Source organism: Actinoallomurus acanthiterrae (genome assembly GCF_054775715.1).
Window position 1 is genome coordinate 12,274,010 of sequence record NZ_BAAHCO010000001.1, and the last position, 26,708, is coordinate 12,300,717.

24 protein-coding genes, 1 tRNA gene and 1 pseudogene are annotated in these 26,708 nt (G+C 68.4%); 17 read left to right on the forward strand and 9 right to left on the reverse strand.

Annotation, left to right across the window (positions count from 1 at the left end; all coding sequences use genetic code 11):
- The first annotated feature begins 41 nt into the window (after positions 1 to 41).
- Positions 42 to 1,853 carry a transposase gene (locus ACYVF7_RS57865; RefSeq protein WP_460348116.1) on the forward strand — a complete coding sequence of 604 codons (1,812 nt, stop codon included), beginning with the start codon at positions 42 to 44 and terminating at the stop codon, positions 1,851 to 1,853.
- Between the two features lie 132 nt (positions 1,854 to 1,985).
- Here ACYVF7_RS57865 and ACYVF7_RS57870 read toward each other — a convergent pair.
- Positions 1,986 to 2,222 (reverse strand): annotated as a pseudogene (locus ACYVF7_RS57870) (transposase); the annotation flags it as partial.
- 2,000 nt (positions 2,223 to 4,222) lie between these two features.
- Complete coding sequence (locus ACYVF7_RS57875; protein WP_460357031.1) at positions 4,223 to 5,008, reverse strand: HAD family hydrolase; 786 nt, start codon at positions 5,006 to 5,008, stop codon at positions 4,223 to 4,225.
- 32 nt (positions 5,009 to 5,040) lie between these two features.
- Between ACYVF7_RS57875 and ACYVF7_RS57880 the strand changes: the two genes are divergently transcribed.
- From ACYVF7_RS57880 to ACYVF7_RS57935, 12 genes are all read left to right on the forward strand, one after another.
- Positions 5,041 to 6,249, forward strand: a complete 1,209-nt coding sequence (locus tag ACYVF7_RS57880; RefSeq protein WP_460357033.1) for a helix-turn-helix domain-containing protein — start codon at positions 5,041 to 5,043, stop codon at positions 6,247 to 6,249.
- Between the two features lie 136 nt (positions 6,250 to 6,385).
- Complete coding sequence (locus ACYVF7_RS57885) at positions 6,386 to 6,922, forward strand: hypothetical protein (RefSeq protein WP_460357035.1); 537 nt, start codon at positions 6,386 to 6,388, stop codon at positions 6,920 to 6,922.
- A complete protein-coding gene (locus ACYVF7_RS57890) occupies positions 6,919 to 7,143 on the forward strand; it encodes a hypothetical protein (RefSeq protein WP_460357037.1) in 225 nt (74 codons plus the stop codon). The genes ACYVF7_RS57885 and ACYVF7_RS57890 overlap by 4 nt, the downstream gene beginning before the upstream one ends.
- A 44-nt stretch (positions 7,144 to 7,187) precedes the next feature.
- The gene (locus ACYVF7_RS57895; protein WP_460357039.1) at positions 7,188 to 7,907 is read left to right on the forward strand and encodes a GntR family transcriptional regulator; all 720 of its coding nucleotides are present in this window, start codon (positions 7,188 to 7,190) and stop codon (positions 7,905 to 7,907) included.
- A 135-nt stretch (positions 7,908 to 8,042) separates the two neighbouring features.
- A complete protein-coding gene (locus ACYVF7_RS57900; RefSeq protein ID WP_460357042.1) occupies positions 8,043 to 8,456 on the forward strand; it encodes a plasmid replication, integration and excision activator in 414 nt (137 codons plus the stop codon).
- Positions 8,456 to 8,710, forward strand: a complete 255-nt coding sequence (locus ACYVF7_RS57905) for a hypothetical protein (RefSeq protein ID WP_460357044.1) — start codon at positions 8,456 to 8,458, stop codon at positions 8,708 to 8,710. Before ACYVF7_RS57900 ends, ACYVF7_RS57905 begins: the two co-directional genes overlap by 1 nt.
- Positions 8,710 to 9,009, forward strand: coding sequence for a hypothetical protein (locus ACYVF7_RS57910; protein WP_460357046.1), 300 nt, complete (start codon positions 8,710 to 8,712; stop codon positions 9,007 to 9,009). The genes ACYVF7_RS57905 and ACYVF7_RS57910 overlap by 1 nt, the downstream gene beginning before the upstream one ends.
- A 90-nt stretch (positions 9,010 to 9,099) precedes the next feature.
- A complete protein-coding gene (locus ACYVF7_RS57915; protein ID WP_460357048.1) occupies positions 9,100 to 9,258 on the forward strand; it encodes a hypothetical protein in 159 nt (52 codons plus the stop codon).
- Positions 9,258 to 10,703, forward strand: a complete 1,446-nt coding sequence (locus tag ACYVF7_RS57920; protein ID WP_460357051.1) for an FtsK/SpoIIIE domain-containing protein — start codon at positions 9,258 to 9,260, stop codon at positions 10,701 to 10,703. Before ACYVF7_RS57915 ends, ACYVF7_RS57920 begins: the two co-directional genes overlap by 1 nt.
- A 122-nt stretch (positions 10,704 to 10,825) precedes the next feature.
- Positions 10,826 to 12,451 carry a replication initiator gene (locus tag ACYVF7_RS57925; protein ID WP_460357054.1) on the forward strand — a complete coding sequence of 542 codons (1,626 nt, stop codon included), beginning with the start codon at positions 10,826 to 10,828 and terminating at the stop codon, positions 12,449 to 12,451.
- Positions 12,451 to 12,666, forward strand: a complete 216-nt coding sequence (locus ACYVF7_RS57930; RefSeq protein ID WP_460357056.1) for an excisionase family DNA-binding protein — start codon at positions 12,451 to 12,453, stop codon at positions 12,664 to 12,666. Before ACYVF7_RS57925 ends, ACYVF7_RS57930 begins: the two co-directional genes overlap by 1 nt.
- The gene (locus tag ACYVF7_RS57935; protein ID WP_460357058.1) at positions 12,666 to 13,877 is read left to right on the forward strand and encodes a tyrosine-type recombinase/integrase; all 1,212 of its coding nucleotides are present in this window, start codon (positions 12,666 to 12,668) and stop codon (positions 13,875 to 13,877) included. The genes ACYVF7_RS57930 and ACYVF7_RS57935 overlap by 1 nt, the downstream gene beginning before the upstream one ends.
- A gap of 53 nt (positions 13,878 to 13,930) precedes the next feature.
- Here the strand turns inward: ACYVF7_RS57935 and ACYVF7_RS57940 are convergent.
- A tRNA-Gly gene (locus tag ACYVF7_RS57940) sits at positions 13,931 to 14,004 on the reverse strand.
- 197 nt (positions 14,005 to 14,201) lie between these two features.
- Here ACYVF7_RS57940 and dcd point away from each other — a divergent pair.
- The 4 genes from dcd to ACYVF7_RS57960 all read left to right on the forward strand — a co-directional run bounded on the left by dcd (position 14,202) and on the right by ACYVF7_RS57960 (position 18,792).
- Positions 14,202 to 14,777: a dCTP deaminase gene (dcd, locus tag ACYVF7_RS57945; protein WP_460357060.1), complete on the forward strand. Its 576-nt coding sequence runs from the start codon at positions 14,202 to 14,204 to the stop codon at positions 14,775 to 14,777.
- Positions 14,778 to 14,818: 41 nt separating this feature from the next.
- Complete coding sequence (locus tag ACYVF7_RS57950) at positions 14,819 to 15,493, forward strand: hypothetical protein (protein ID WP_460357063.1); 675 nt, start codon at positions 14,819 to 14,821, stop codon at positions 15,491 to 15,493.
- 397 nt (positions 15,494 to 15,890) lie between these two features.
- Entirely contained in the window at positions 15,891 to 17,039 is a 1,149-nt protein-coding gene (locus ACYVF7_RS57955) for a quaternary amine ABC transporter ATP-binding protein (protein WP_460357066.1), read from the forward strand.
- Positions 17,032 to 18,792 carry an ABC transporter permease/substrate binding protein gene (locus ACYVF7_RS57960; RefSeq protein WP_460357068.1) on the forward strand — a complete coding sequence of 587 codons (1,761 nt, stop codon included), beginning with the start codon at positions 17,032 to 17,034 and terminating at the stop codon, positions 18,790 to 18,792. The genes ACYVF7_RS57955 and ACYVF7_RS57960 overlap by 8 nt, the downstream gene beginning before the upstream one ends.
- A 293-nt stretch (positions 18,793 to 19,085) precedes the next feature.
- Here ACYVF7_RS57960 and ACYVF7_RS57965 read toward each other — a convergent pair whose 3' ends face one another.
- From ACYVF7_RS57965 to ACYVF7_RS57990, 6 genes are all read right to left on the reverse strand, one after another.
- Entirely contained in the window at positions 19,086 to 21,227 is a 2,142-nt protein-coding gene (locus ACYVF7_RS57965) for a (Fe-S)-binding protein (protein WP_460357070.1), read from the reverse strand.
- A 191-nt stretch (positions 21,228 to 21,418) separates the two neighbouring features.
- A complete protein-coding gene (locus ACYVF7_RS57970) occupies positions 21,419 to 22,573 on the reverse strand; it encodes a CU044_5270 family protein (protein WP_460357072.1) in 1,155 nt (384 codons plus the stop codon).
- On the reverse strand, positions 22,566 to 23,171 hold the full coding sequence (locus tag ACYVF7_RS57975; protein ID WP_460357074.1) for an RNA polymerase sigma factor: 606 nt from the start codon (positions 23,169 to 23,171) through the stop codon (positions 22,566 to 22,568). The genes ACYVF7_RS57970 and ACYVF7_RS57975 overlap by 8 nt, the downstream gene beginning before the upstream one ends.
- 217 nt (positions 23,172 to 23,388) lie before the next feature.
- Entirely contained in the window at positions 23,389 to 24,312 is a 924-nt protein-coding gene (locus ACYVF7_RS57980; RefSeq protein WP_460357075.1) for a hypothetical protein, read from the reverse strand.
- Between the two features lie 469 nt (positions 24,313 to 24,781).
- On the reverse strand, positions 24,782 to 25,921 hold the full coding sequence (locus tag ACYVF7_RS57985; protein WP_460357077.1) for a CU044_5270 family protein: 1,140 nt from the start codon (positions 25,919 to 25,921) through the stop codon (positions 24,782 to 24,784).
- The gene (locus tag ACYVF7_RS57990) at positions 25,918 to 26,280 is read right to left on the reverse strand and encodes an RNA polymerase sigma factor (RefSeq protein WP_460357079.1); all 363 of its coding nucleotides are present in this window, start codon (positions 26,278 to 26,280) and stop codon (positions 25,918 to 25,920) included. Before ACYVF7_RS57990 ends, ACYVF7_RS57985 begins: the two co-directional genes overlap by 4 nt.
- Between the last annotated feature and the right edge of the window lie 428 nt (positions 26,281 to 26,708).

Consider the following 26,708-nt stretch of genomic DNA (forward strand, 5'->3'; position numbering starts at 1 on the left):
AGGGGCAGGTCTGATGGTCTGGGTGATCGTTGGATGGGCGGGTGGCGAGAGGTTTCCGGCGGGTTGATCGGGATCAGCAGTTTCTGTTGCCGGTGGATATGCGTGAGTGGCTTCCCGGCGATCATGTGGTGTGGGTGCTTCTCGAGGTGGTCGAGCACCTGGACGTCGCGGAGTTGGAGGCCCGGTATGCCCAAGGCGGTCCTGGTCGCCGTGCTTACGATCCGCGGATGCTGCTGGCGCTGCTGATTTATGCGTACTCGGCTGGAATCCGTTCCTCGCGGCAGATCGAGCGGCTGTGCCGGACGGATGTAGCGATGCGGGTGATCTGCGGGCTGCAGGTGCCTGATCACACGGTGATCGCCCGGTTCAGGCAACGGCATCAAGACTCGGTGCGGGCGCTGTTCACTCAGGTACTGATGATTTGCGCGAAGGCCGGCATGGGGCGGCTGGGCGCCATCGCGGTGGACGGGACGAAGATCGCGGCGGACGCATCGAAGAAGGCCACGTGCCGTCGGCAGTGGTTGCAACAGCAGGTCGATGAGATCCTCACGCGGGCCGCAACGGAGGACGCTGCCGAAGACGCCGCGTTCGGACCGGGCGAACGCGGTGATGAGACACCCCAGCAGCTGCGGGGACGGCGTGACCGGGAAGAGCGGCTCAAGCGGGCACTGGCCGATGTGATCGCGGAGGAAGCCGAACGCGGCCTGGACGATGAGGCCGCCGCAGCGAAGGAGCACGCGTTCCTGGAGGCCACCCGTTCCGGCCGCAACGATGTGGGGTCTCGTCCGGTCGGAGCCGACCCCGTGGCGATCGCCGAAGCCCGGCTGCAGGCAGCCCAAAACCGGCTGGCCAAGGAAGTCGCCGCCAAACGAGAACAGATCGCGGTGATGCGCGAGCGGATCCGGCGGTTCGAGGCCGGCGAAGGACCCAAGCCGAATCTCGGGCCGTTCAGTTTCGATGAGAATCGCGGCCAGCAGGTCGCGCGCGCCAAGCGGTGGGTGGCGCGAGCCGAGCGGGAACTGGTGGCCGCCCGGGCGCAGACGGCCTCGCAGCCTTCAGCACGCGAACAGCCCGACCTGACTCCGGTGCCCGGTGGTGGCAGGCACGGGCCGCGCGGAATCAAGACCAAAGATGAGCGCCCGGTCGCACGGCGCAATGTCACCGACCTCGACAGCCGCCTGATGCAAGACCGCAACGGAGGCATGATCCAGGGCTATAACGCCCAGCTCGCGGTCAGCGACGACGGCTTGATCCTCAACCCCCACCTCGTCCAGGACGCCAACGATCGGCGGCAGCTGCAGCCGATGGTCCAAGCAGCCGTCACCGCAGCGCTGCTGATTCACCGCGCACGATGTTCGCGGCAATGCCCGTCCCTGGGCCGGTGCTGCATCGACGCGTCCGCCGAACGCGACGACGGCGGTCACCCGTGGGGCTGCACGGATACGGACTGCCCCTGCCGGGCCGACTGGATCGGCGCCTTGCTGTTCGATGCCGGCTACTGGACCCAGGACAACCTCACCGCTCCCGGCCCTGACCGGCTCATCGCGCCCGGCAAGAACGGAGAGCTGCCCCAGTCCGGCGAGCACCACGACCCACCACCCGAGGACGCCGACCCGGCCACCGTCATGGTCCACCGCCTGGCCACCGAAGAAGGTGCGGCCCTCTACAAACGACGAGGCGCCACCGTGGAGCCCGTCAACGGTCACCTTAAAGACCGCACCGCTCTACGTCGCTTCGCGCGCCGGGGCCTGCGCGCCTGCCAAGCCGAACTCACCTTCGCCGCCATGGTCCTCAACCTCGGCAAGCTCTGCCGCCTGGACTCAGCCCGACGCGCAGCAGCACTCGCCACCTGACCTGGTCAGCACCCCAGCGGACGTATCCGCGTCCCGGCCGCCGCGACCACGTCTATGATCGCCAGGCTGCCCATTCGCCCGGATCCGCCTCCCGAGCGTCCCAGCCGGCCTCGGGGTCAGGCCGCCGGGAGATAAAGCAACAGCCACCGTGCCGGCCCGGGTGTCCCAGCCCCGCTTCCGATAGCCGTTGCGGCGGTTCACCCGCTCACCTGAGCGCTGCCCGTACTCGGCCCCACAAAAGGCATCGGCCTCGGCGCTCATCAGCGCTTCGGCCATGGTCTTGACCATCTTCCTCAGCAAATCCGGCTCACACGCCCCGATCTGCTCGGCGAACCAGCCCGCAGGGTCCACACTGTTGTCCACGGCCATCGCGTTGGTCTCCTTCGATCTTGACTTCGCATCTCGAAGGATCACGCGATGGCCGTCTCAGTTCACGGCGCCACGCCTCTGATCAGCGGAAACTCGTACACCACGTCCGTGGACGCAACCCCCGGAGCCTGAGGCCCCCGCCGGAGGCACCTTAATTGCTTTGGTGCGCAGGGATCAGAGCGGCATCATCACCGTATGCCCTCGCGTAACCGTCGCCTTCCCCGCGGGCAGTCCTGGCCGGCCTCACTCACCGATGTGATCGATGGGCTAGGCGACGCCCAGTCTCTGGTGAAGCAGCCTCGCTTCGAGACGGGAATGTGGGCCGGGACCGTACTGGAAGCGCGTTGGGTTCCTTCCCGGTCGTTCAACTACGGAGGCGAAGGGGTCCCTCCGGGCTCAGCCGGCATCTACGTCATCGTGCACCCAGTCCGGTCGACCGACCGGGTTGCCGTGCGTTCGCTCGTGCGCTCGCAGGGCTTGCCCCAGCTCCGGGAGTGGGTGGAGCAGACACAGACGGCGGCTGAGACGGGGAGGTGGCGTCACCATGACGGTTACTGGCGCTACGCCGCCGGGAAGTTGTTGTTCGCCGGCGACCGGCCGGAATGATCGATCAATGGCCGTCCGATCGGCACGGCCGGAGGGACCGGCGCCCACGCCGCACGCCCGTAGGGCGTGCCGGAGCGGGCGGCCTGCGGCGGCGCTTGCGCCGCCGCCTTGACGCCTTGGTGAAGAGCGGCGCGATCGACCGAGGACGACGACGACCAGGACGACGAGGGGACAGCGGGGAAGCTGGTCCCCGTGGCCTAATGGCACGCTAATGGCACGACGGCCAGAAAACAGCCCCTCCAAGATCAAAGCCCAGGTCCGGGATCATGTCCCTGGCCTGGGCTTTCGTCGTGTGGAGTGGGTGACGGGAATCGAACCCGCGCTACCAGCTTGGGAAGTCGATTCCGTTGATCGTTGATCACCTGCGATATCGCTGACGTGCGCGTTCTCGGCGATCTCCCCGTGAGTGACCGTACGCGACCGTGATCGTCCGCTCTGACGGGCACGCAACGGGCACGCCCTGGCGACGCTCGCCACAGCACCGCCCGCCGGGTCATCCCCTCTGCCGTCGTCCCGCCCGTCAGGGAAGCGGGCCATGCCCCAGGGGTGAAGGTGGAGCGCCCTACCGGACGAACGACCTTCGCCCCTGGGGCATGGTCTGCTTGGCTTCGCCTGGGGCGTCGGCAGAGGGGATGACCCGGCTTCCACCCCAACCACTGACCACCCTCACGCTGCGTGCGGTCCGGAGCCATCCCCGAGCCTGAGACCCCCGCCGGAGGCGCATTCTTTTGGCCGCTTGGCCCTGGCCGATGGCGCTGCATAGAGTATGGACAGTCTCGACTATTGCCTTCGAAAAAAGGTGCCGATGCCGCGCAGGCGGCCTCGTGAGCTTCGGCGGCTGGCCCGTCACCGACCTGGTTGGCGCGACATTCCGCACGTCCCTGGTCTTCCTGGCGTCGCTCAGCAAGAGGTGCACCAGATCGAGCTGCGGTCGGCTTCGGATTGGGCACGCTTCGGACTGTGGCCGGGAGCCGTCGCGGATGCTCTTGCCGGGTGGTCTCGGACCTCTCGTTCGCCGGCGGCCTTCGAGTCTCATCCCTGTGCCTGCTGCGGTCGTCCGAGTCGGCGGATCCTCGAAGAGGCCATAAGTCTCTTGTCCACACCCTCAGCACGTGCGCTGGAGGCGCTTGTCAGCCCCCTTGATGAGGAGTTCCTGCGGCGGAGTCTGCCAGACCCGCTCGCGCCCCGTGACTGGCCGTGGTGGCAACGACGATGCGAACGACGGCGGTGACGCGAACGAGTTGGCGGGGCCGCCCGATCGGCACGGCCGGAGGGACCGGCGCCCACGCCGCACGCCCGTAGGGCGTGCCGGAGCGGGCGGCCTGCGGCGGCGCTTGCGCCGCCGCCTTGATCTAATACAGCGAGATTCGGCAAAAAACGTGGCTCGCGTCGCGTCAGCGTTGATGCTGCTCGATGATGGCCGCCGTCAGTGCGGCTGTGTCTGTCAGGTCTGGAAGTGCTTTGGTGGCACCGGCGTGCCGTAGTTCGTCGATGCTGGTCTTTCCTGACGCGACGGCGATGATGTCTGCTCCGCCTTTCAGGGCGGCTTCGACGTCGCTGGGGGTGTCTCCGATGACGACCGTGTTCTCTGGGGTGAAGGTCGCCCCGTGCCGTTCTGTGGCTCGTTGGCGGGCGATGCCGACAAGGTGCGCGCGTACGGAGTCGTCGGTTCCGTAGGCTCCGCTGTCCAGGTCGAGAAGTGCGGACAGGTCGAAGATGCTTAGCTTGGCCTGGGCGGATGGGCGCGGGTTGCCGGTAAGGACCGATTGCACGATCTCCGGCCGGTCGGCGAGTGCTTCGAGAGCTTCGCGGGCTCCGGGCAGGACACGGCCACGTCGGCGCATCTCGTCGGCTCGGGACCGGTATCCCTGGGCCTGGACTTCGGCGAACTTCGGGAAGTAGTCGCCGGGGTCTTCGATGCCGTACATCTCAAGCGTGTCGCGGAAGATCACCTGTTCGGTTCGGCCGGTGACGTCGGCAAGTTCGTCGATCTTGCGGCCGGTGACCTGCTCGAACGCGTCGCGGAAGACTTCGCTTCCGACTCCGCCGGTCTCGATCAACGTGTGGTCGACGTCCCACAGGATGAGCTTGCTTACCGTCACCTGCACGCCTCCGCTCCTTGGCGCATCTGAGATCCCAGGCTCCCACACGCCGCTGTGACTGCTTACGCTGAGAGCCACTGCCCCGATTCCCGTCCCCCTGGGGAGCATGCGTGAGCCCATCGGATGAGATCCGGATCGGTGAAAGGCTGCGCTTCTACCGGCAGGGTCGCGGCAAGACTCAGGCGGCCGTCGCTGGTCTGGCTGGCGTGACCGAGGATTACCTGTCGCAGATCGAGCGTGGCTTGAAGACGCCCACGATCACGCTGCTTCACCAGTTCGCGCGCATCCTCGGTGTGCGGGTGGCGGTGCTCCTGGGCGAACCAGAGTTTGAGCAGAACGGCACGGTTCACCCCGTCGCGTCGAAGATCAACCGAGCGATGATGTCCTACGGGTCGACGGGTGAGCCGGTGGACCTGGCGGAGCTGCGCGGCCGTGTCGATGCCGCATGGGAAATCTGGCAGACCTCGCCGAACCGCTACACCGAAGGTGCGGCCCTACTCCCCGACTTGATCACCGACGTCCAGCAGGCGGCGCGGTCCTTCCGCGCACCGGGCGACGCGAGCGAGCGGCGGGAGGCGGCCCGGCTGTCGACGGACATGTACTTTCTGCTGCGGACCTTCGCCAAGCGCATCGGTCGCACAGACCTGTCCTTGCTGGCTGCTGACCGTGGCATAGCCGCTGCTCAAGACTCCGACGATCCAATACGGCTCGCGGCGGCTCAGTGGAACCTGGGTCATATCCTCCTCGCCCAGGACGAGTCGGAAGCAGCCGAGGAGACCGCGATCCGCGCGGCCGAGGAACTGAAACCTCGGCTGAACGACGGTCCCGATTGGGCGGCGATGTACGGGTCGCTGTGGCTCGTGGCCGTGGTGGCGTCGGTCCGGCAGGGGGACGCGTGGACGGCGCGTGACCGGCTCCGCGAGCATGCCCTGCCAGCAGCCAAGACGTCGGGTGAGGGCAATGTGATGTGGACCGTCTTCGGCCCGACCAATGTGGACCTGCACGCAATGAGTGTGGAGATGGAAGCAGGCGAATCCGCCGAAGGGCTGAGCATCGCCGACCGGATCGACGTCACCAACTCCCCCTCGCGGGAACGACAGACCACCTTCTATCTTGAGCTTGCGCGGCTGAACGACCAGCGCCGCGACGACGCAGCGGTGTTGCTCCACCTGATGAGCGCCGAGGCCAGCGGGCCGGAGGACATGCGATACAACCTGCTGGCCCGCGATCTGGTTCGTGGCCTGCTGAAACGCGCCCGCCCCTCCCTCGCTCCCCAGGTGCGCGCACTCGCCAAACGCATCGGTCTGGTCGTGTCGTAACGACCCGAGCCGGTGGGCTACCCGAACTGAGAGTTCGGGTTGGCGGCCTGTTCCGCTCCTAGTGTCCCGTTCACGTTCTCCGTTTCGGGCCAAGGAGTGGGGCATTGACGAACCTTCCAGAGATCGCCGAGGGCGCATGCTGCATCGCCTGTCGGGGGCGGGGCTGGAAGTACGTACGGCCACGGCGACGGCTGGCGTTGGCGTCCATAGACGGACGGGACACGCCCGCGAACCGGAAACCGTGCTCATGGTGCGACGGCACGGGACAGGCCGCGACGGCGGCGTGATGAGCTGCGGGACCGGTGGCTGTCCAATCCACACCATCACCGCCTCCGCCATCGGTCCCGCGTCCGACCAGAAGGGTGCTTCGGTGGACAGTGCGGAACAGCACAAGCGCAAGATCCGTCTCCTGACCGACCTCGTGCGGGAGTTGGTCGGCTTCGGGTTTCAGGTAGGGATGAGTGACGCGCGTCCGGCCGCGTTCATCCGCTCGGCGACGGGGCGGCCCAGCGTCGTCATCGCGGTGACTGGGGACTACTTCGAGTGGAACTCGGGGACTGACAGCCATGTCACCACCGATCCGGCGGGGGCGGCGGCTGCCATAGCCGCGCATGCCTGGACTCTCGCGGGAGACGCGTGGCTCTCCGGCAAGCGCTCGGGTGGGACCTCGTGAATCCCGACCCGCTGACCGTCCTGGCGCGCCGGTTTCCGGGCGTGATGATCTGGTTCGGCCCGGCTACGCAGTCGTGGTGGGCGATGCTGTGGGTCTCCGGCCGATGGCGGCTGGTGGAAGCCGTAGACGCCGACGAGTTGACCAAGGCGATCTTGTCGGCGGCCACCTGGCCGTATCCCGCTGCCCTGTGGACCTCACCGGTAGTCGTGACGGCGAGATGACCTGCCGCTAGGCTGTTGACCAGTCGAGTTGATGGTAGGTCGTCATGGAAGACATGGACTACGCGCCGCCCAAGTACATCCAGATCGTGCAGACGATCCGGCGGCGCATTGAGGACGGCACGTATCCGCCGGGGTCCATGCTCCCCTCAGAGACGCAGATGATCCGTGAGTACGGCGTCTCCCGGCCGACCGTCGTCAAGGCGCTGGACACCCTCAAGCTGCGGGGCGTGATCGAACGCGAGCACGGGCGCGGGTCGTTCGTTAAGGCGTCTCTGGGCACTGCTGAGGATCATCAGCGTCCGACTCGTCCGCTGCTGGATGAACCCCTATCCGGTGCCCTCGTGACGCTCGATCGGCGTCCGGCTCCGGCTTCTGTAGCGGCCCTGCTGGAGGTGCCGCCGAACTTCCCGCTGCTGCTGCGCCAGCACGTGACGTTCCAGAACGACACCCCGGCTGAGCTGGTGTCTTTCTGGATCCTGCCGCATATCGCTGAGGCGGCCGGCCTGGATGCCGACACCCCCTCATCGGTGGGTGTGCGTCAGCGGTTGCAGTCGGCGGCGAACGTCCGGCTCGGCCGCGTCACGGAGCGGTTGACCGCGCGCCGCCCAACCACCGAGGAAGCCAAAGCGCTCAGCATCGGCAAGACCGCGCCGGTGCTCGGCGTCCTGGCTGCGGTGCACGAGGTGACCGGCCGTCCCCTGCTCGTCGTTGAGCTGGTCCTGCCGGGCGAGCTGCATGAGCTTGAGGACGAATACACCCTCTGATCAGCACAAACCGGGAGTGTGACCCAGATCACTCCCAAATGATCCAAACTCGACTTGTCGAGCTGTTGATTGCGACATACCTTCGAATCACTCGACAGCACGAGTTGTCGGGAAGTCGATCGAAGAGGATGTCTCATGGCATTGCAGGGTCCGATCCCCGTGGACTTCGGGTTCGTATTCCCCTACGGGGCGTTCATCCGGGGTGAGGTCGAGCCGGTGCGGGACTTCGACAAGTCCTCCGCTGACAACTTCGTCCAGGCCAAGGATCGGGAGTCGGGGGAGCGGGTGTGGCAGGTCGAGGTGATCGACGCTGACCCGGCCGCCAAGGGCTCGACCAAGGTCAAGCTGTTCGGCGAACACCAGCCGGTCCCCCCGGCTCCGGCGGCGGGGTTCCCGTTCGCGGCGGTGGAGTTCGACGGCCTGACCGTCACCCCCTACGTCGATTCCAAGACCAACCGGCTGGCGCACTCCTTCCGGGCCAAGGCGATGCGCGAACCCAAGGGCGCGGCCAAGACCGCTGCTCCTGCGGCCGGTAAGGCGGCTGCCTGATGTCGGCGGGTCGGGCCTCGGCGCTGTCGCTGCCGGTTCAGACGCGTTCGCGGGCGGAGTTCCGTTCCTACGCCCGGCGGACGCCGGTGTTCACGCTCTCCACGGGCGGGGTGCTGGTCTCCCTGACCCTGCCGGAGCGACTGCGGGCCGAACACGTGGAGTTCGCCCGGCAGATGGCTGAGCAGGCGGCGGCGTACGCGGTCGAGGTCGAGCGGCTGTACCGCAACGGCGCGAGCAGGAAGGCGGCCGCCTGATGGAGAACTCCGGCTACACCTACACGACGCTCACCGGTCGGCCCGGTGAGGCCATGTCTGTCATGACCTCGTTCTACCTGGACGAGACCGTCAGGATCGAGCTGCACGGCGCGGGCGGGACCGGGCCGTTCCTGGGGATCGATCACGGCGACGTCAGCGTGAACATCGGCCCGCGTCCCCACGTCGCGGTGACCGCTCAGGATGTCGCGCTAATCCGCCGGTTGGCGAACGCGTCGGCGGCACTGCTGGCGGAGGTCGAGCGGCTGCACGTCGAACAGTCCGGTCGCGCTGCGGCCTGATGGCAAGCGGGGCGGCTGGAAGCTCTCACCCTTCCGGCCGCCCCTTCGACCTCTCACCCCTGGTCATCACTCCTGGATGGAGACCGATCCATGTCTACCCGATCCAAGCGGCCTCGCTGCACGGTGTGCCGCAACCCGCTTCCCGAGACGACCAAGACCGGTAAGTGCTCGTCCTGCGTGGGGCAGACCGTGCTGTTCCCCAAGCGCCTCGCCGAACGCCTCTCCCGCCCGGTGAGGGGTGGTCGGTGATGGGGTTCGAGATCCGCAAGCAGAACCCGTCGGACAACGTGATAGTTCCGGCAACGAGCGATCCGTTCGAGAGGCCGCGCTGGGCTCCGCCGGTCTGGCACATGCCCCCGGCCCTGGTCCTGGCCATCAACCTGGTCCGGGCGCTGGTGCGCCTGGTCGTCTTCCTCGCCCGCCACTCGATCGCCGTTCTCACGGTCGGCGGCGTCGGCTGGCTGGTCTACGCGGTCGGCTGGAAACTCCCCCTCTTCCTGCTCGGCCTGGCCTGCCTGGGGCTGGGCTGCTGGGCGGCGTACTGGTGGGACTCCTTCCTCCGGCTGGTCGCCCGCCCGGCCCGTGCCCGCTTCCGGCACGTGTTCGTCTACCGGCGGCACTGGCAGCCGGTGATGGTGATGTCCGGGCTGGCGTTCTACCGCAACGCCCGCGAATACCTGCCCGCCATCAAACGCGTCCGCGTGGACGCCACCACGGATCGGGTGCTGGTCAAGATGCTGTCGGGGCAGGCTCCGGGCATCTGGCGGGACCACGCCGAGAACCTCGCGCATGGCTTCGGGGCCGCGCTGTGCCGGATCCGGACCGCGTCCAAGCCGGGGTTCGTGTGGCTGGAACTGGTCCGACGCGATGCGCTCGCGACGCCCTTGCCCGCGCTGCCGGTGCCCGGCTCCGAGCATGAGGTGGACCTGACCGCGCTTCCGGTCGGTAAGCGTGAGGATGCCTCGCCGTGGCTGCTGCGGCTGCTCGGCACACACGTGCTGATCGCGGGGGCGACGGGGGCGGGTAAGGGCTCGATCCTGTGGAGCCTGATCCGCGCGCTGCTGCCCGCGATGCGCGCGGGCCTGGTCCAGGTGTGGGGCCTCGACCCCAAGCGCATGGAACTCGCCTTTGGACGGGGCATCTTCAACCGCTACAGCGACGACGCATCCGGCGGCATGGTCGAACTGCTTGAGGCGGCCGTGGCCGAGATGCACAAGCGGGCCGCCCGGTTCGGCGGCGTCACCCGCACCTTCCTGGCCACCGTCGCAGACCCGTTCATCGTCGTCATGGTCGATGAGCTGGCGTTCCTCACGGCGTACTGCCCGGAGCGGGATCTGCGCAAGCGGGCGGATGCGGCGCTGGCCACCTTGACCTCTCAAGGCCGGTCAGTCGGCATCTGCGTCGTCGGCGCGTTGCAGGACCCGCGCAAGGACGTCATCAACATCCGGAACCTGTTCCCCACCAGGATCGCGCTGCGCCTGGATGAGTCCGACCAGGTCGACATGGTCCTTGGCGACGGCGCGTACGAGCGTGGGGCGCTGGCTGACCAGATCTCGCCCATCCCCCGGGTTGGTGCCGGGGTCGGTTACGTGCGGCTGGAGGAGTCCCCAGACCCGGTGCGGGTCCGGGCCGCGTTCGTCTCGGACGGCGATATCGCCGCGATGGGGGCCTACCTGTCGGCGGAGGCCGCTTGATGCTCAACCGATCCGGGCGTGAGGGGAGCGCTGCCGTCCAATCGCCGCATGGCGACCCGGAGGGCGAACGAAGTGAGTTGGCCGGCGGCGCACCCCGCCACCGACAAGCGACAGGAGGCCAGGTGACCGAGCAGACCACCACCACGCCGGAGGCTCCACACAAGGTCCGGCCGCCGCTGGCCCGTGAGGTCGTCAAAGCCGTGGCCATCGAACACGGCGTGTGCATCCGGCCCGTAGCCATGCGCCGGACCGACCTGGCGACCGGTGAGACCGAGATCGTAAGCATGCCGTGCGGGCACACCCTCGCATCGGTCTGCCCGCCCTGCGCCGAACGCAAGCGCAAGCTTCGCGCCACCCAATGCCGCGAGGGCTGGCACCTCGACCAAGAGCCGGTGATCGAGCGCGCCGACCCCGACGACGAACAACGCTTCTGGATGGAGAAACGCGCCGAGGTCCAGACCTGGGCCGAACGCGCTGAGGCGGCCGGTGAGGATGCCTCGGAGTGGCGAGAGCTGCTGACCGAGATCAACGCCGAACTCACCCAAACCGGCGTCGTCGGCCGACTCCCCACCGACAAACCCGAGCGACCCAAGCGGTCCACCAAGCGCCGCCAGGACGTGCCCGACCTTCCCCGCCGACCCGTGGCCGCCCGGACGGTCGGCAAGGTCTACACCGCCCCGGACGGCAACACCTTCCGGCCGTCGCTGTTCCTCACGCTCACCCTCGACTCCTACGGGCGCGTGAAGAACGACGGCACGCCAGTCGACCCGGCCACCTACGACTACGGCCGTGCGGCTCGGGACGCGCTGCACTTCTCCAAGCTGGTGGACCGGTTCGTGCAGAACCTGCGCCGGTTCGTCGGCTACGACGTGCAGTACTTCGCCGCCGTCGAACCCCAACGCCGGTTGGCTCCTCACCTGCACATGGCAATCCGCGGCACGATCTCCCGCGCAGAGCTGCGTCAGGTCGTCGCCGCGACCTACACCCAAGTGTGGTGGCCGCCGACCGACCGTGTGGTGTACGCGGGGGAGCGTCTGCCGTACTGGGATGCACGACAGCGGGCCTACCTCGACGCCGACACCCACACGCCCCTCACCACCTGGGCCGAAGCTCTCAAGGCGCTCGATGAGGACGACGCCGAACCCCTGCACGTCGGGCGGTTCGGACGGCAGATCGACGCACAAGGCGTCATGGCCGGTACGCCGGAGTCCTCCCGGCTGATCGGCTACCTGACCAAGTACCTGGTGAAGGACATCGCCGAATGCCACGAGCACGAGACGTCCGCCCAGGCCGACCACGCTGACCGGCTGCTAGAGGCGCTGCGGTACGAGCCGTGCTCGCCGACGTGCGCGAACTGGCTGCGCTACGGCGTCCAACCCAAGGGGGCCAAGCCGGGGCTGACGCCCGGCTACTGCAAGGCCAAAGCACACCGCCGCGAATACCTCGGCTACGCCGGACGCCGCGTCCTGGTCTCCCGCAAGTGGTCGGGCAAGACGCTGGCCGATCACAAGGCGGACCGGAAGACGTGGGTCCTCGCCCGGCTGGCTGAGGCCGGTGTTTCGGCAACCGGCCACCCGGCCGCCCCCAGCCGCTACGCCTGGGAACTCGCCCCACCCGACGACCCGGACGTGGGGCCAGTCGAACAGCGCCTACTCGCCTCCATCGCCGAACGCCTGGAGATGCGACGCCAACTCGACCACGCCAACACCACCCTCGACCTTTCGGCAACTGAGAGGGCCGCTGCCTGATGAACCCCACTGACGATCGTCTGCTCACGGTCGAAGAGGCGGCCGAGCTCTTCGGCACCACCCCCCGCTTCCCTCGACGGCTTATCGAGGAACGGCGGATCACCTTCGTCAAGCTTGGCCGTCACGTCCGTATCCCTGAGTCAGCAGTGCGTGAGTTCATCTCTGCTCGGCTCGTCGAACCGCTCACGGTTTCCACCCGTAGGAGGGCTGCCTGATGGCCAAGAAGCGGCGCTTCGGGCGTGTCCGGCAACTTCCCTCCGGGCGGTATCAGGCGCGCTACCCCGGACCTGACGGTAAGGATCACAACGCGCCGTACACCTTCAAGACCAAGCGGGAGGCCGATCAGTGGCTGACGCTCAAGGAAGCGGACATCAAGCGGGGTGACTGGCTGGACCCGTCGGCCGGTGCCATCCCGTTCCGGGAGTACGCGGCCGAGTGGCTCGAACAGCATGAGCTGTCCCCCAAGACGCTGGACCTGTACGAGGGGCTCCTCCGGAACCACCTGAACCCCACCTTCGGGGACATGGGTATCGGTGACATCAAGGAAGAGCACGTTCGTAAGTGGCGGGCCGAACGGCTCAAGGCCGGTCCGAAGCGCGCCAAGCCGTTCGGTCCCGTCACGGTGGCCAAGGGGTACCGGCTGCTGCGGGCGGTCCTGAACACCGCCATGCGGGACAAGCGGATCAAGGAAAACCCGTGTCAGATCGAGGGGGCCGACAAGGAGACGAGTCCCGAGCGGCCGGTGCTGAGCGTGGCCGAGGTCTTCCGGTTGGCCGATTCGATCGCTCCGCGCTACCGGGCGCTCGTCCTCCTCGCCACTTTCGGCAACATGCGGTGGGGCGAACTGGCCGGACTCCGTCGCCGGAACCTCGACCTCGACGCTGGGGCCGTCCGCATCGATGAGACCGTCTATGAACTGGGGCCGCTCGTGAAGGGCACGCCGAAATCCGAGGCCAGCACGCGTAAGGTCGCGATCCCGGACTTGATCATCCCGGACCTTCGCCAGCACCTGGAGGAGTTCGCCGCGCCGGGTCCGGACGGCTTCGTGTTCGTCGGCGTCAGGGGCAACCAACTACGCCGGAGCAACTTCACGGCCCCATGGAGGCGGGCGCTCGACGCGGCGGGCCTGCCTGAAGGCATCCACCTTCACGACCTGCGGCACACGGGCAACACCTTCGCCGCCGAGTCGGGCGCCTCGCTGCCCGAGCTGATGAGCCGGATGGGCCACTCCTCGACCAGGGCGGCGCGGATCTACCTCCACGCTCGGCAGGAGCGGGACAAGGAGATCGCCGCGACGCTGGGCAAGATGGTCCGGCGCGAACTCAAGCGCTCCCAGAAGCCGCAGAAGCCCGGTGACGCGGGCGGCGGGAAGCCTGACGAGCGATCGGGCACGCAACGGGCACGGAAGCGGCGAAAAGCCTCGTGACGAGAGAAGCCCCAGCGTCCGGGATTCATGTCCTGGCCTGGGGCTTTGTCGTGTGGAGCGGGTGACGGGAATCGAACCCGCGCTACCAGCTTGGGAAGCTGGAGTTCTGCCATTGAACTACACCCGCATCGGTCGCCTTCTCCGGAGACCGCCCGCACATGCTACCGGAACCCGCGCCCCTCATGCTCAAGGGTTCCGACGTCCCGCCGGACCGCCCATGGGGCCGGAGAGCCAGAGGTGGTCGCCCGGACCCGTGGGGCGAGGATTCTGGGTGATCCGATCCGGCGTTTACGTGTCGGGGTGATTACCCGGTACTTTCTTGTCGTGCTGCTCTCCGATCGTGATCTCAAGGCCGAGATCGAGTCCGGGCGGATGAAGATCGATCCGTACGACCCCGGGATGGTTCAGCCGTCGAGTGTCGACGTGCGCCTCGACCGCTACTTCCGGGTGTTCGAGAACCACAAGTATCCGCACATCGATCCGGCCGTCGAGCAGCCTGACCTCACCCGGCTCGTCGACGTGGAGTCGGATCAGCCGTTCATCCTGCACCCGGGGGAGTTCGTGCTCGCCTCGACGTACGAGGTGTTCGGCCTGCCCGACGATCTTGCCGCCCGCCTCGAGGGCAAGTCGAGTCTGGGTCGCCTCGGGCTGCTGACGCACTCGACCGCCGGCTGGATCGATCCTGGCTTCTGTGGGCACGTGACGCTGGAGCTGTCCAACGTCGCGACGCTGCCGATCAAGCTGTGGCCCGGGATGAAGATCGGCCAGATGTGCCTGTTCCGGACGAGTTCTCCGGTCGAGGAGCCGTACGGTTCCGAGCGGCACGGTTCGCGTTATCAGGATCAGCGTGGCCCGACGCCGTCGCGGTCCTACCTCAACTTTCACCGCACGCGTATCTGATGGGCGGCGTGTCGGCCAGGCGGCTGCGGAAGGTGCCGGCGGTGGTGCTGCCACGCACGCCGGAGCCGCAGCGGTTGCTCTCCGCGGTTCGGCTGTTCGATCCGGAGGCGGCGCCGGTCGACGGTGGGATCACTTTCGGGGCGGGCGTACGGCTGGCCGGGCCGCATCCGGTTACTCCGGATCTGGCCGCCAAGAGCAACCTTCCGCAGGGTCAGGCGTTCGTGGCCAGCGACTCGGGACCGTTCCAAAACTGGCTGGCGCGCGGGCTGGCGCGCCGGTTCGGCGGGTACGCGCATCTGCCGCAGGAGTTCGTCGCCGACGACCCGACGGAGGTCGTCGTGGTGCACACGCCGCGGAAGGTGTCGCCGGGCGAGCTCGCGGCGCGGATCAGCGCCTTCATCACCGGCTTGGTGCCGGAAGGGCCGGAGAAGGACGGTTCGTTCTTCCTGGCGACGCCGCACGCGCCGGTCAACATCCGCTGCGACGGGCCGGAGGTGCCGAGCCTGCGCTGGTTGCTGCCGTTGGCGCTCGGGCCGATGCGGCGCGAGCCTGGGCTGCACGGGTACCGGTTCGGCATTGCGGGGGAGCGCGACCCTCGGCTCGTACGGCTGGCCGCGACGGCCGCGCTCGAGTTGGCGCAAGGGGTCGGCGGCGTCACCACGGACCTGGACCGATTCCGGGTCTTCGAGCCGGGCGATCCCGGCCTCTATCGCTGATCGAAGAAGGCGCATTTCCCCGATCTTCCCAGCTCAAACCGATCATTAGCGGATTGTGACCGATCGCACACGGATGTGCATTCCTTTTTACCTGGAGATAAAGTGCCTTGACGCATGACCCATTCGGTCGGTTGGCGACCACAAGAGTGACGTGTGTCACATCTTGTTCCCCTGGGTCGTACAGGCGAGCCGACGGAGGGAGCGGGCCGGCGGCTCGCATCGATAGCCGCGCGGTCTGACGGGGACGTACGACCCTCGGGTGACGGCGGCGCGGCCGGACCGAAAGGACGATGTGCCAAGAATCCGCGCGCAACATGTGTCAAAGATCTTCGGCCGACGATCGGCTGAAGCCCTCCGAAAAATCCGTCAAGGCGCCGAACCCGACGAGCTCCGCCGCATGGGCGTGACCGCGGCCGTCGCCGACGTCTCATTCGAGGTCGATGAGGGCGAGATCTTCGTCGTCATGGGGCTCTCGGGCTCCGGCAAGTCCACGCTGATCCGCATGCTGAACGGCCTTCTCGAGCCGACGGACGGCAGCATCGAGATCGACGGGGTCGACATCACCGCCATCGGCGGTAAGGACCTGCGCCGGCTCCGGCAGGAGAAGGTCAGCATGGTCTTCCAGCACTTCGCCCTCTTCCCTCATCGAACCGTCCTGGAGAACGCGGCGTACGGGCTCGAGACTCGGAACGTTCCAAAGCAGGAACGACTGGCGAAGGCCAAGGAGTTCCTGGACTACGTCGGTCTCGACGGCTGGGAGGATCGCTACCCCGACCAGCTCTCGGGCGGCATGCAGCAACGCGTCGGGATCGCCCGCGCGCTCGCCGCCGAGACGGACATCCTGCTGATGGACGAGGCGTTCAGCGCCCTCGACCCGCTGATCCGGCGGGAGATGCAGGACCTCCTGCTCGACCTGCAGGGCGAGCTCGGCAAGACGATCGTGTTCATCACCCACGACCTGAACGAGGCGATGCGGCTCGGCGACCGGATCGCCATGCTGCGTAGCGGGCGCGTGATGCAGATCGGTACGGCCGAGGAGATCCTCACCGACCCGGCCAACGACTACGTCGCGCAGTTCGTCGCCGACGTCGACCGTACGCGCGTGCTCACCGCGCGCTCGGTCATGGAGACGCCGATCTCCGTCGTGGAGCCGAGCGGCGGTCCCCGCGCGGCCGTGCGCGTCATGCGGGAGAACCAGGCGTCGTTCACGTTCGTGGTGGCGAAGGACCGGCGGCTGGTGGGCGTGGTGTTCGCCGAGCCGGCGGCCAAGGCCGTACGGGAGGGCCGCAACACCCTCGACGGGATCGTCGAGAACGGTTACCACGAGGTCGACCCCGACACCGCCGTGGCCGACCTGTTCACGCTGTCGGCGGAGAGTCCGCTGCCCGTGCCCGTCACCGACGGGAACGGCAAGCTCCTCGGCGTGATCCCGCGGGTGACGCTGCTCGCCGCGCTGGGCAACCTGAACGGCAACGGCCACACCGAAAGCGGTGACGCCGAGGAGGAGAGCCCCGCCGCCACCGCGGAGGTGATCGCCGATGCCTAGGATCCCCCTCGGAAACTGGGTCACCGACGCGGTCAACTTCCTGACCAAGCACGGCAAGCCGGTCTTCAGCGCGATCAGCGACGTCGGCGGCGGTCTCGTGCACGGGCTGAGCCATGTGCTGACCGCGCCGCCGTCACTGGCGCTGGCCGCGCTGGTGGCGATGCTGTGCTGGTGGCTGCGCGGCCTGCTCGCGGGCGTCCTGACGTTCGTCGGGCTGATGGTGATCGACGCGCTCGGCCAGTGGAACGCGGCCATGGAGACGCTCGCACTGGTGCTGGTCGCGAGCTTCGCCGCCCTCGTCGTCGGCATCCCGCTGGGCATCCTCAGCGCACGGGTGCCGTCGTTCGGGGCGGTGGTCCGGCCGGTGCTGGACTTCATGCAGACGATGCCGGCGTTCGTCTACCTGATCCCGGCGATCTCGTTCTTCGGGCTCGGGGAGGTGCCGGGCGTCGTCGCGACGATGATCTTCTCGATTCCGCCGGGCGCGCGCCTGACGGAGCTCGGCATCAAGCAGGTCGACAAGGAGATGGTCGAGGCGGCCGAGGCGTTCGGCACGCCGTCGTCGCGGATCCTCACGCGCGTGCAGCTGCCGCTGGCGCTGCCGACCATCATGACCGGCGTCAACCAGGTCATCATGCTGTCGCTGTCCATGGTCGTCATCGCGGGCATGGTCGGCGCAGAGGGCCTCGGCGCCAACGTCTTCGGCGCGATCACGCAGTACAACCTGGGGGCGGGCGCCGAGTCCGGCCTCGCGGTCGTGCTGCTGGCGATCATTCTGGACCGCATGACGGGCGCTCTCGGGCAGCGTCTGGAGCCGGCCGCGCGGCGGCGCGCCGAGCGGGCCGTGCACGGCGGCGTGTCGTCCGTGCTGCGGTACCGCCCGCGTCCGGCGCTGGCCCTGTCCGGCGTGGTGATCTTCGCGCTGCTCGCGGCCACGCTCGGCGTCGTCGGCTCCGGTGGGAGCGGCGGCAAGGGCAAGCCGATCACGATCGGCTACATCCCGTGGGACGAGGACATCGCCGTCACCCAGTTGTGGAAGGCGGAGCTGGAGAAGAAGGGCTACCAGGTCACCCTCAAGCAGGTCGACGCCGGTCCGTTGTTCGCCGGGCTCGGCCAGGGCGACATCGACCTGTTCCTGGACGCCTGGCTGCCCGCCACGCACGCCGACTACTACAACCGGTACAAGGACAAGATCACCGACATCGGGGTCTGGTACAAGAACGCCAGCATGCAGCTGGCCGTCCTGAAGGACGACCCGGCGAACTCCGTCGCCGACCTCAAGGGGCAGAGCTCCCGGTACAAGGGTCGTGTCGTCGGCATCGAGCCGGGCGCCGGCGAGATGAAGATCGTGAAGAACAAGGTGCTGCCCGGGTACGGCCTCGGCGACTACAAGCTCGTCGAGAGCAGCACCGCGGCGATGCTCGCGGAGCTGAACCGCTCGGTCCAGAGCAAGCAGCCGATCGTGGTGACGCTGTGGAAGCCGCACTGGGCGTACACCGGGTTCCCGATCAAGCCGCTGGCCGACCCGCAGAACGCCTTCGGCTCGGCGGAGAAGATCCACGCGCTCGGCCGTCAGGGCTTCGCGAAGGACTTCCCGCAGCTGAACGGCTGGCTGAAGAAGTTCACGATGTCCGACGCCGACCTGTTCCCGCTCGAGGACCTGGTCATGAACAAGTACAAGGACAAGCCCGCCCAGGGCGTCGCCGAGTGGGAGAAGCAGCACCCCGACCTCGTCAAGAAGCTGACGAGCTGATCCGGCCGCAGGGCCCCTTCCGAGGGGCCCTGCACCGGCCGTCTGGGCGGCGGCCACCCGAATGACATCGTGATTCTTTCCACAACGGGTGGCCAACCAGCAGCAAAGTCGATAGTTTCGGACGACGCGTTACCGACCAATCCGGTTTACGTCGATCCCAGTGGTCTTCGTCACATCGGGGTTGGTACGTCAGGGCGGTGTCATCTCAAATCCCCGCTCCCCCGAGATGGCACCGCCTTTATACGTGGCGAGGGCCCGTCACCGACCGGTGACGGGCCCTTCGCGTACGGTCCCTACTCGGCGGCCGCGGGGGCGGGCTCGACCGGCTCGCCCTTCACCGACTTGATCAGCAGCTGGGCGACGTCGACGACCTCGAGCGACTCCTTCGCGTCACCGCTGTTCTTCTTCTCGTTGATGGCGTCGCCGAGCATGACGAGGCAGAACGGGCAGGCCGTGGAGACGGTGTCCGGGTCCGTGCCCAGCGCCTCCTCGACGCGCTCGGTGTTGATGCGCTTACCGATGCGCTCCTCCATCCACATCCGCGCGCCACCGGCACCGCAGCAGAAGCCCCGCTCCTTACAGCGGTGCATCTCCTGGGTCTGGACGCCGGGCACCTGGGCCATGATGTCGCGCGGCTGGGCGTACACCTTGTTGTGCCGGCCGAGGAAGCACGGGTCGTGGTAGGTGATCTTCTCCTCGATCGGCGTGACCGGCGTCAGTTTGCCGGTCTCGACCAGGTGCGACAGCAGCTGCGTGTGGTGCACGACCTCGTACGTGCCGCCGAGCTGCGGGTACTCGTTGGCCAGCGTGTTGAAGCAGTGCGGGCAGGACGCCACGATCTTCTTGACGCCCGCCTCGTTGAGCGTCTCGACGTTCTGCTGGGCGAGCATCTGGAAGACGAACTCCATGCCCAGGCGGCGCGCCGGGTCACCGGAGCAGGCCTCCATCGGGCCGAGCACCGCGAACTTCACGCCCGCGATGTGCAGCAGCTCCGCGATGGCCTTGGTGGTCTTCTTGGCACGGTCTTCCAGCGCACCGGCGCAGCCGACCCAGAAGAGGTACTCGGTGTCCTCGGGCATCTTCTCCTCGACGACCGGGACCTCGAAGTCGAGCTCCCCCACCCAGTCGAGGCGCTTCATCTCGGACATGCCCCAGGGGTTGCCCTTGTTCTCGAGGTTCTTGAGCATCACGCCCGCCTCGGACGGGAAGCTCGACTCGATCATCACCTGGTAGCGGCGCATGTCGACGATGTGGTCGATGTGCTCGATGTCCACCGGGCACTGCTCGACGCAGGCACCGCAGTTGGTGCAGGACCACAGGACGTCCGGGTCGATCACGCCGTTCACGTCCGCCCCGCCGACGAGCGGCAGGCCGGCCTCCTTCAGGACGTCCTCGGGGAGGTTCGCCTGCTCCTCTTCGGAGGCGAAGATGTACGGCGCCTTGGCCAGCGCGTGGTCGCGCAGGTCCATGATGAGGGTCTTCGGCGACAGCGGCTTGCCGGTGTTCCAGGCGGGGCACTGCGACTGGCAGCGGCCGCACTCGGTGCAGGAGGCGAAGTCGAGGTAGCCCTTCCAGGTGAAGTCCTCGATCTTGCCGCGGCCGAAGGTGTCCTCGTCCGGGTCGGCCTCCTCGAAGTCGATCGGCTTGCCGTCGCTCATCATCGGCTGCACCGGCCCCAGGCCGTCCGGGCGGCGCTTGAACAGGACGTTGAGCGGCGCGAGGAAGATGTGCAGGTGCTTGGAGTTCAGCACGATCAGCAGGAAGACCAGCATCACGCCGATGTGCAGGAGCAGGCCGAGCGACTCCAGCACCTCATCGGCGTCGTGGCCCAGATGCTTGAGGCCGTTGCCGACCAGGTGCGACATGAACGCCGCGTTCCCGTACGGGAACTTGCCCGTGGCCACGCCCGCGCCCCGGAACAGGAACATCGTCCAGATCACGTTGAAGATCATGAACAGGACGAGCCAGGCGCCGCCGAGGTGCGAGCCCTTGAACCGGGACTTGCGGTCGAGCTTCTTCGGGGAGTTCTTCACTCGGATGATCGCGAACGCGATCAGGCCGAGCAGCGCGGCGACCGCGATGAAGTCCTGCAGGAAGCCGAGCACGCCCCACTTGCCGACCAGCGGGATGTGGAAGTCCAGCCCGAAGAACAGCGCGCCGTACGCCTCGAGGTAGACGGTGGCGAGGATGAAGAACGCCCACATGACGAAGAAGTGGGCGAGGCCGGGCACGGTCCACTTGAGCAGCTTGCGCTGCCCGAAGACCTCGACGGCCTGAAGCTTGACGTCCTCACCGACGCTCGCCTTGGCGAGCGCGATGCGGTCGGGGGCGGGCTGGCCGTTCGTCGCGAGCCTGTAGAGGAACAGGACCCGCCGAACGGCGAACACCAGCGCGACCACCGTTGCGGCAAGCCCGATGATCAACCTGAGAACCAATGTTCCGTCCTCCTGAGGTACGGCGTTGGCAATCAGCGTACGGCTCGCGACTGACAGCCATCGACATGGGACCCCAGGAGTCTACCGAGCAGTAGCTTTGCTGCCCATCACCGCACTGATCCCCGCGATCCGGACACCGAGCATACGAGCGTCCCGCGCCCTGACCAGGCACGGGACGCCGTACGCGACGGTTACTTGAACGGCAGAGCCGACGGCGGGGACGGCATGCGGTCCGTCCAGCCGGAACTCCGCGTCACCCAGTAATCGATCACGAAGCCGGGCTTGCGGTCCCGGTACTCGCCGCCGGAGGTCAGAAGAACGGTCTGCTCGCTGAGGAGCGCCCCCGTGCCCTTGTCGAAGATGAGCTGCTCCTGGTCGCGGTAGCCATAGTCCTTCCGGACGAAACCCCCGCCGGGCTTGCTGTCCCAGCCCCACGACGGCTGGTCGACGGCGAGGGCGACGCCCTGGCGGCCCAGCGGATCGGTCGCCGTCTCGATGGTGTGCACCCCGGGCTGTACGACCAGCGCGCGCATCAACCCGGCGCGTACCTTCGGCGGAAGCGGTGCGCTCTCGAGCAGTTCCGCCGCCCGGAGGAGCTTGTACGCGTTACTCACCGGAGCCGGTCCCTTCGGCGCCGCGCTCGCCCCCGGGAGCCGCTTCCGTCCGGGCAGGGTCAAGAACCGGTTCGCCAACGTCTGCGGGTCGGTGGGAAGCCGGAGCACCTCCTGCGTCGTCAGCTCCTGGCCGAAGCCCATGAGAAAGAAGCGACCGCCGGACCGCCGCCCTCCCTTGTCCTCTTCCCAGCGGCTCGCGCCGCGCGTGTACGTCATGGGGTGACCGTTCGACTGGACGCGGAAGCTCGTCGGCCTCCCCGCCCGGCGCCAGGCGGCCTCGTCCGCCGGGGTCGCCGGCCGCGCGGGCAGGTCCCGCCCGTACCAGCGGCCGCCGCGGCCCTTGGCGGCCGCGGTCCACTCGAAGCTCTCGCTGTGCGCGCCGATGATGGCGTACCCGTCTTTGAGCAGGTACGACTGCCCGTGGATCTGGTCGGAGTACCAGTAGTCACCCATCGGCTGGCTCTCGGCCTTCTCCGCCGCGGCCAGGAACACGGCCTTTCCGCCCAGCGGCATCGGCGGGGCGGACCGCTTCGGCGCGCCGCCGGTCGTACCCACGGCCAGCGCGACCGCGGTCGCCGCGGCGACCAGGCCGAGGCCGGGCAGGGTCCAGCGCAGTCGTGGCGTGCGGCGCCGACCGGCACCGGTCGCCCGCAGGCGGGCCCGGGCGACCACTCGGGCCTTCGGGGGCGGGGCCTCGGGGAACAGCTCCCGTACGGCCTGCAGTTCATCCATCGGTGGGTCCTTCCTGATCGATCATGGGATCGACTCCACCCAGCGCCCTGCGCAATTTCTTCCGAGCCCTGCTGAACCGCGAAGCGACCGTTCCGTACGGAACGTCCAGCGCCTGCGCCACCTCCTCGTAACCGAGGCCGGCCAGGACGACGAGCAGCAGCACATCACGCTGGTCGGCGGGCAGGTCGGCGACGACCTGCGCGAGGCGACCCTTCATGTGCTCGGCACTCACCCTGGTGACGACCCGGTCCTCGTGGCCGCCGACGGAGCGTTCGCCGCCCAGCCGCACCAGCGCGCGGAACCTCCGCGCCTCCGAGCGCCGGTGCTTGGCGATGAGATTCGTCGCGATGCCGTACAGCCAGGGCCGGGCGCTTCCCCGCGACAGGTCGAACTTCTTCCGCTGCCGGAACGCGGCGTGAAAGGTCTCGGCCGCGATGTCGTCGGCGGCGTCGCCGTTGAGGCGCCGGGCGACGTAACCGTGGATCTCCGCGAAGTACGCATCGAAGATCGCGCCGAACCGCTCCGGGTCATGCCAGGACCGCTCGATCTCCGAAGCGTCGGTCCGGGCGTCCGGCCCGACGTCGGGGGGAGCGGCCATGGGGGGGGCTCCTTCATCTGGTGCCTCATCTATTGGCGTGGATGACGGTCACCCCTTCTCCCCCGCAGCCCCGGATCCCCTTCCCCTCTTACGGATTTCAGCGCCGCGCTCAGCGACACCGTCTTCGGCCCTTCGCCGGAGACGGGCGGCACTCACACCCTGAGCGCGGCGGCGCCGACCCACACGCTCCAGCCGCGGGGCTTCTACCGCCCGGTCGTCAAAAAGCCGACGCGTCGGGGCCGGGGGACTCGTTGGTCCAGCCCACCGACGTGTACACCTTCTCGGCCACCACCGCTCCCGCCGGACGGCGGCCCGTGCCGGTGACGACCTCCTGGACGTCCAGCACGCGGCCCAGGCCGGGGTCGATCACCCAGCGCAGCTCGGTCTTGTCGAGGCCGAGTCCGCTGATCACGACGCCCTCCCCCGTGCGGTCCAGCGTGTCCATGACCTTGCCCGCCGCCCGTACGCCCGGCAGGCCGGCCATCATCCGCAGGACGGCCACGCGGACCTCCGGGTGGATCGGCAGGTCGGTCAGCAGTTGCGGCAGCACGATGTGCCCGTATACGGCCAGGCCGCCCTGGTGCGCGGTCGCGAGCTTCGCGTCGATCTGGCGGCGCAGCACGGCCGGGTCCGTCGACAGGTTGTCCAGCCAGATCGGCGAGACCGCGACGTCCGCGATGCGGTAGTCGGTGGCGGCGGCGAGGTGAGCGTCCTGCTCCGCCGGGCCGGACCCGCCCGCGCAGGTCCGCGCGCTGGTGGAGTACGCCGGCCACGCCCGAGACGGCAGGCCGCCCTGATCCGCCCGCTCCTGCGCGGTGAGGGGGCGGGCGCCGAGGCACTGCCGGTACGCGACGGTCTGCCCCCCGTCGGGTCCGGCGAGCCAGATGCCGTCGCGCACCCGCACCTCGATGGGGACTCCGCCGCCGTTCGTGGTGTTGAGCGTGTACCGGTCGGTCTCGACGACCCGCCAGTACCGCCCGGCGCTCAGGTCCTGATGGTGATCCAGGGCGGTGGCCGCCGCGAGGAGGATGTCCCGGCCGGTGGGCGGACCGTGCCGTCCGGGCTCCTGGGCCGACGATCCGACCGACAGCGCGACCGCGACCATCGCCCCGGTGACGGCCAGGCCGAGTGGGACTCCCACGCCCAGGCGCGACCGACCGCGCCGGTCGCGCGCGCGTTCGTCTCGCGAAGGGACGGAAGGGTCATCCTCGGTGTCACCGACGACCCGCGTCAGGTCCATCAAGCGTCAGGCTCCCTTCCTGCCGGCGCGGCGGCGCCGCTCCGGCCGTACCTCAGGGGAGAGGTCCACGCTACGGAGTCCGTCCGACACTCCGGGTCCGCTGCGGAACCGTCTCTTATTAGTCTCCCGATGGACGCCATCGAGTTCCGGCCACCGAGGGGCATTTCGCACCATCTGAAAAACCCCAGGATGCATGTCCCCGATAGGTACGGATGCGGCTGCCCGCGCGGTTCAACGGTCTTTCGGCGAGATCGAGACGACCACGTCTCGCTCACCACGTCGTCGACATGGAACGACCCGGGGGCGGTCTCCAGCCGCCTCCGGGTCGGTTCGTGTTCCGCTCAGCGCAGGTCCGCCCTGAGCTCAGATCTCAGGCGTGGTGCGGAGCGTCGTTCGTCCAGCCGATGTCGAGGACGACGTTGTACGAATGGACGGTCCCGGACCGCATACCGCGGTCGTGGCCGCCGGCCTTCACCACGATCTTCTGGTCACCGAGGATCTGGTACGTCTTCGGAGCGAGGATGAGCTGGTAGCCGACGAGCGTGCCGGAGCCGTCGCGCATGGGGATGGCCGGAGCGGACAGTCCGATGCCGGGGCGTCCGGTGGCGTCCTTCACCGCACCGAGCGATCGCACACCGGGCAGGTCGGCGAGCAGGCGGAAGGCCTTGGCCCGGTCGGCCGGCGAGACCGCGGTGCGGGTCAGGAAGTCGTACGCGGTCATGAGCTGGGCAGAGGCGCTGCCGCCACTCCGCGCGAGCCGCTGCCGGAACACCTCGAACCCGGACTCGAGCGAGCCGTTCTCGAAGATCTTCAGCTTCTCGCACACCTTGTCGGGCTTACCTGGAGGAGAAGCCGCACACTCCTTCCGCATCTCGGCCAGCGACCGGGCGTTCTCGGCCGGCGTCGTACGGTCGGCGGCCCATGACTCCCCCTTCCGGGTCAGGGTCAGCGGATCTCCGTTCGACGTGACGTTCCAGCGATCCGGTGAGCCGGCCTTCCGCCAGGCCGCCCGGTCCTGGGCGGTGAGCGGGCCGGACGGGAGTCGGCGACCGTAGGTCACATCGTCGTCCTTCTTCGGATCGCGGGGCGTCCACTGGTCGAACTCATCGGCGAGGTAGACCTGATAGCCCCCGGCGCCCTGGCCGCCGACGCGGTACCCCTGACCGCCGACGTCGGCCACGCGCCAGTAGCGGCCCGTCGGCTCCTTCGCTGCGGTCTCCGCGGCGGCGAGCAGGACCTGCCGGGCGGACAGGTCGGCCGGCCGAGCCTGCGGTGTGGACGGGGCACGGGTGCCGTGGCCGACGGTCGCCACGGCGACCGAAGCGGCGGTGCCGACGGCCACGACGCCGAGACCGATCGTGAGACGGCGCTTCGGGCGCGCCGTGCGCCGCTTCTCGAACGGGCTCGTCATGGCATTGTGCAGATCCCGGGCGCGTCGCTCAGCGTCGGGACCGGGATCGAGGTCGGCGGGTCGCGCCTCGCCGAGCATGGCCATCACGTCACGGGTCATCGTGAGGATTCCTTTCCGAGGGTGAGAACGGCCGGCCGGGCGGCCAGCGCGGGAGGGGAGGTCATCGCGCGCTCCAGGCGACGGCGCGCCCGGTGCAGCCGTACGGAGTAGGTCGCGGCCGAGCAGCCGACGACGCTGGCGGCCTCGCGAGGAGTGAGGCCGTGCCAGGCGATGAGGGTGAGGACCTCGCGGTCGTCGTCGGACAGCGCCGCGAGGGCGGCGAGGATCTGGGAGCGCTCGGCGACGTCGTCGGCGACGTCACCGGTCCGCAGGTCACCGGACCAGACCCGGAGTTCGGTGTCGACGGCTTTCCGGCGTACGTCCGCACGGTACTGCTCGCGCAGGATGTTGCGGGCCACGCCGAGCAGCCAGGCCGGCTACTCTTCGGGATCTCGGCGAGCCGGCGCCAGGCGACCAGGAAGGTCTCGCTGGTCACCTCTTCGGCGATCTCGCGTCCGGCCCTGCTGACGACGTAGGCGTAGACCCGGGGTTGGTACGTGTCGTACAGCGCGGTGAACCGTCGCTCCCTGTCGGGGTCGGTCATGTGTCCTCCTTCGACGGCCTGATGACCAAGGTGCTCTGCTCATCGGCTCCCTCGCTTCGGTCGGTCACGGTCGCCTCCTTCGCGTGCGGTGCGCGGTCACCAGGGGAGTGACGGGAACGGCCCGGTTCTTACCGAAGATCCAGAAATTCGCCCCCTGCCCGGGAACACCGCAGGCCCGGTGCCCGTTGTACAAGGCAGCAAAGTTGAGTCGCCCGGACTCAAGTCATTTGACAGTTGCGAAGC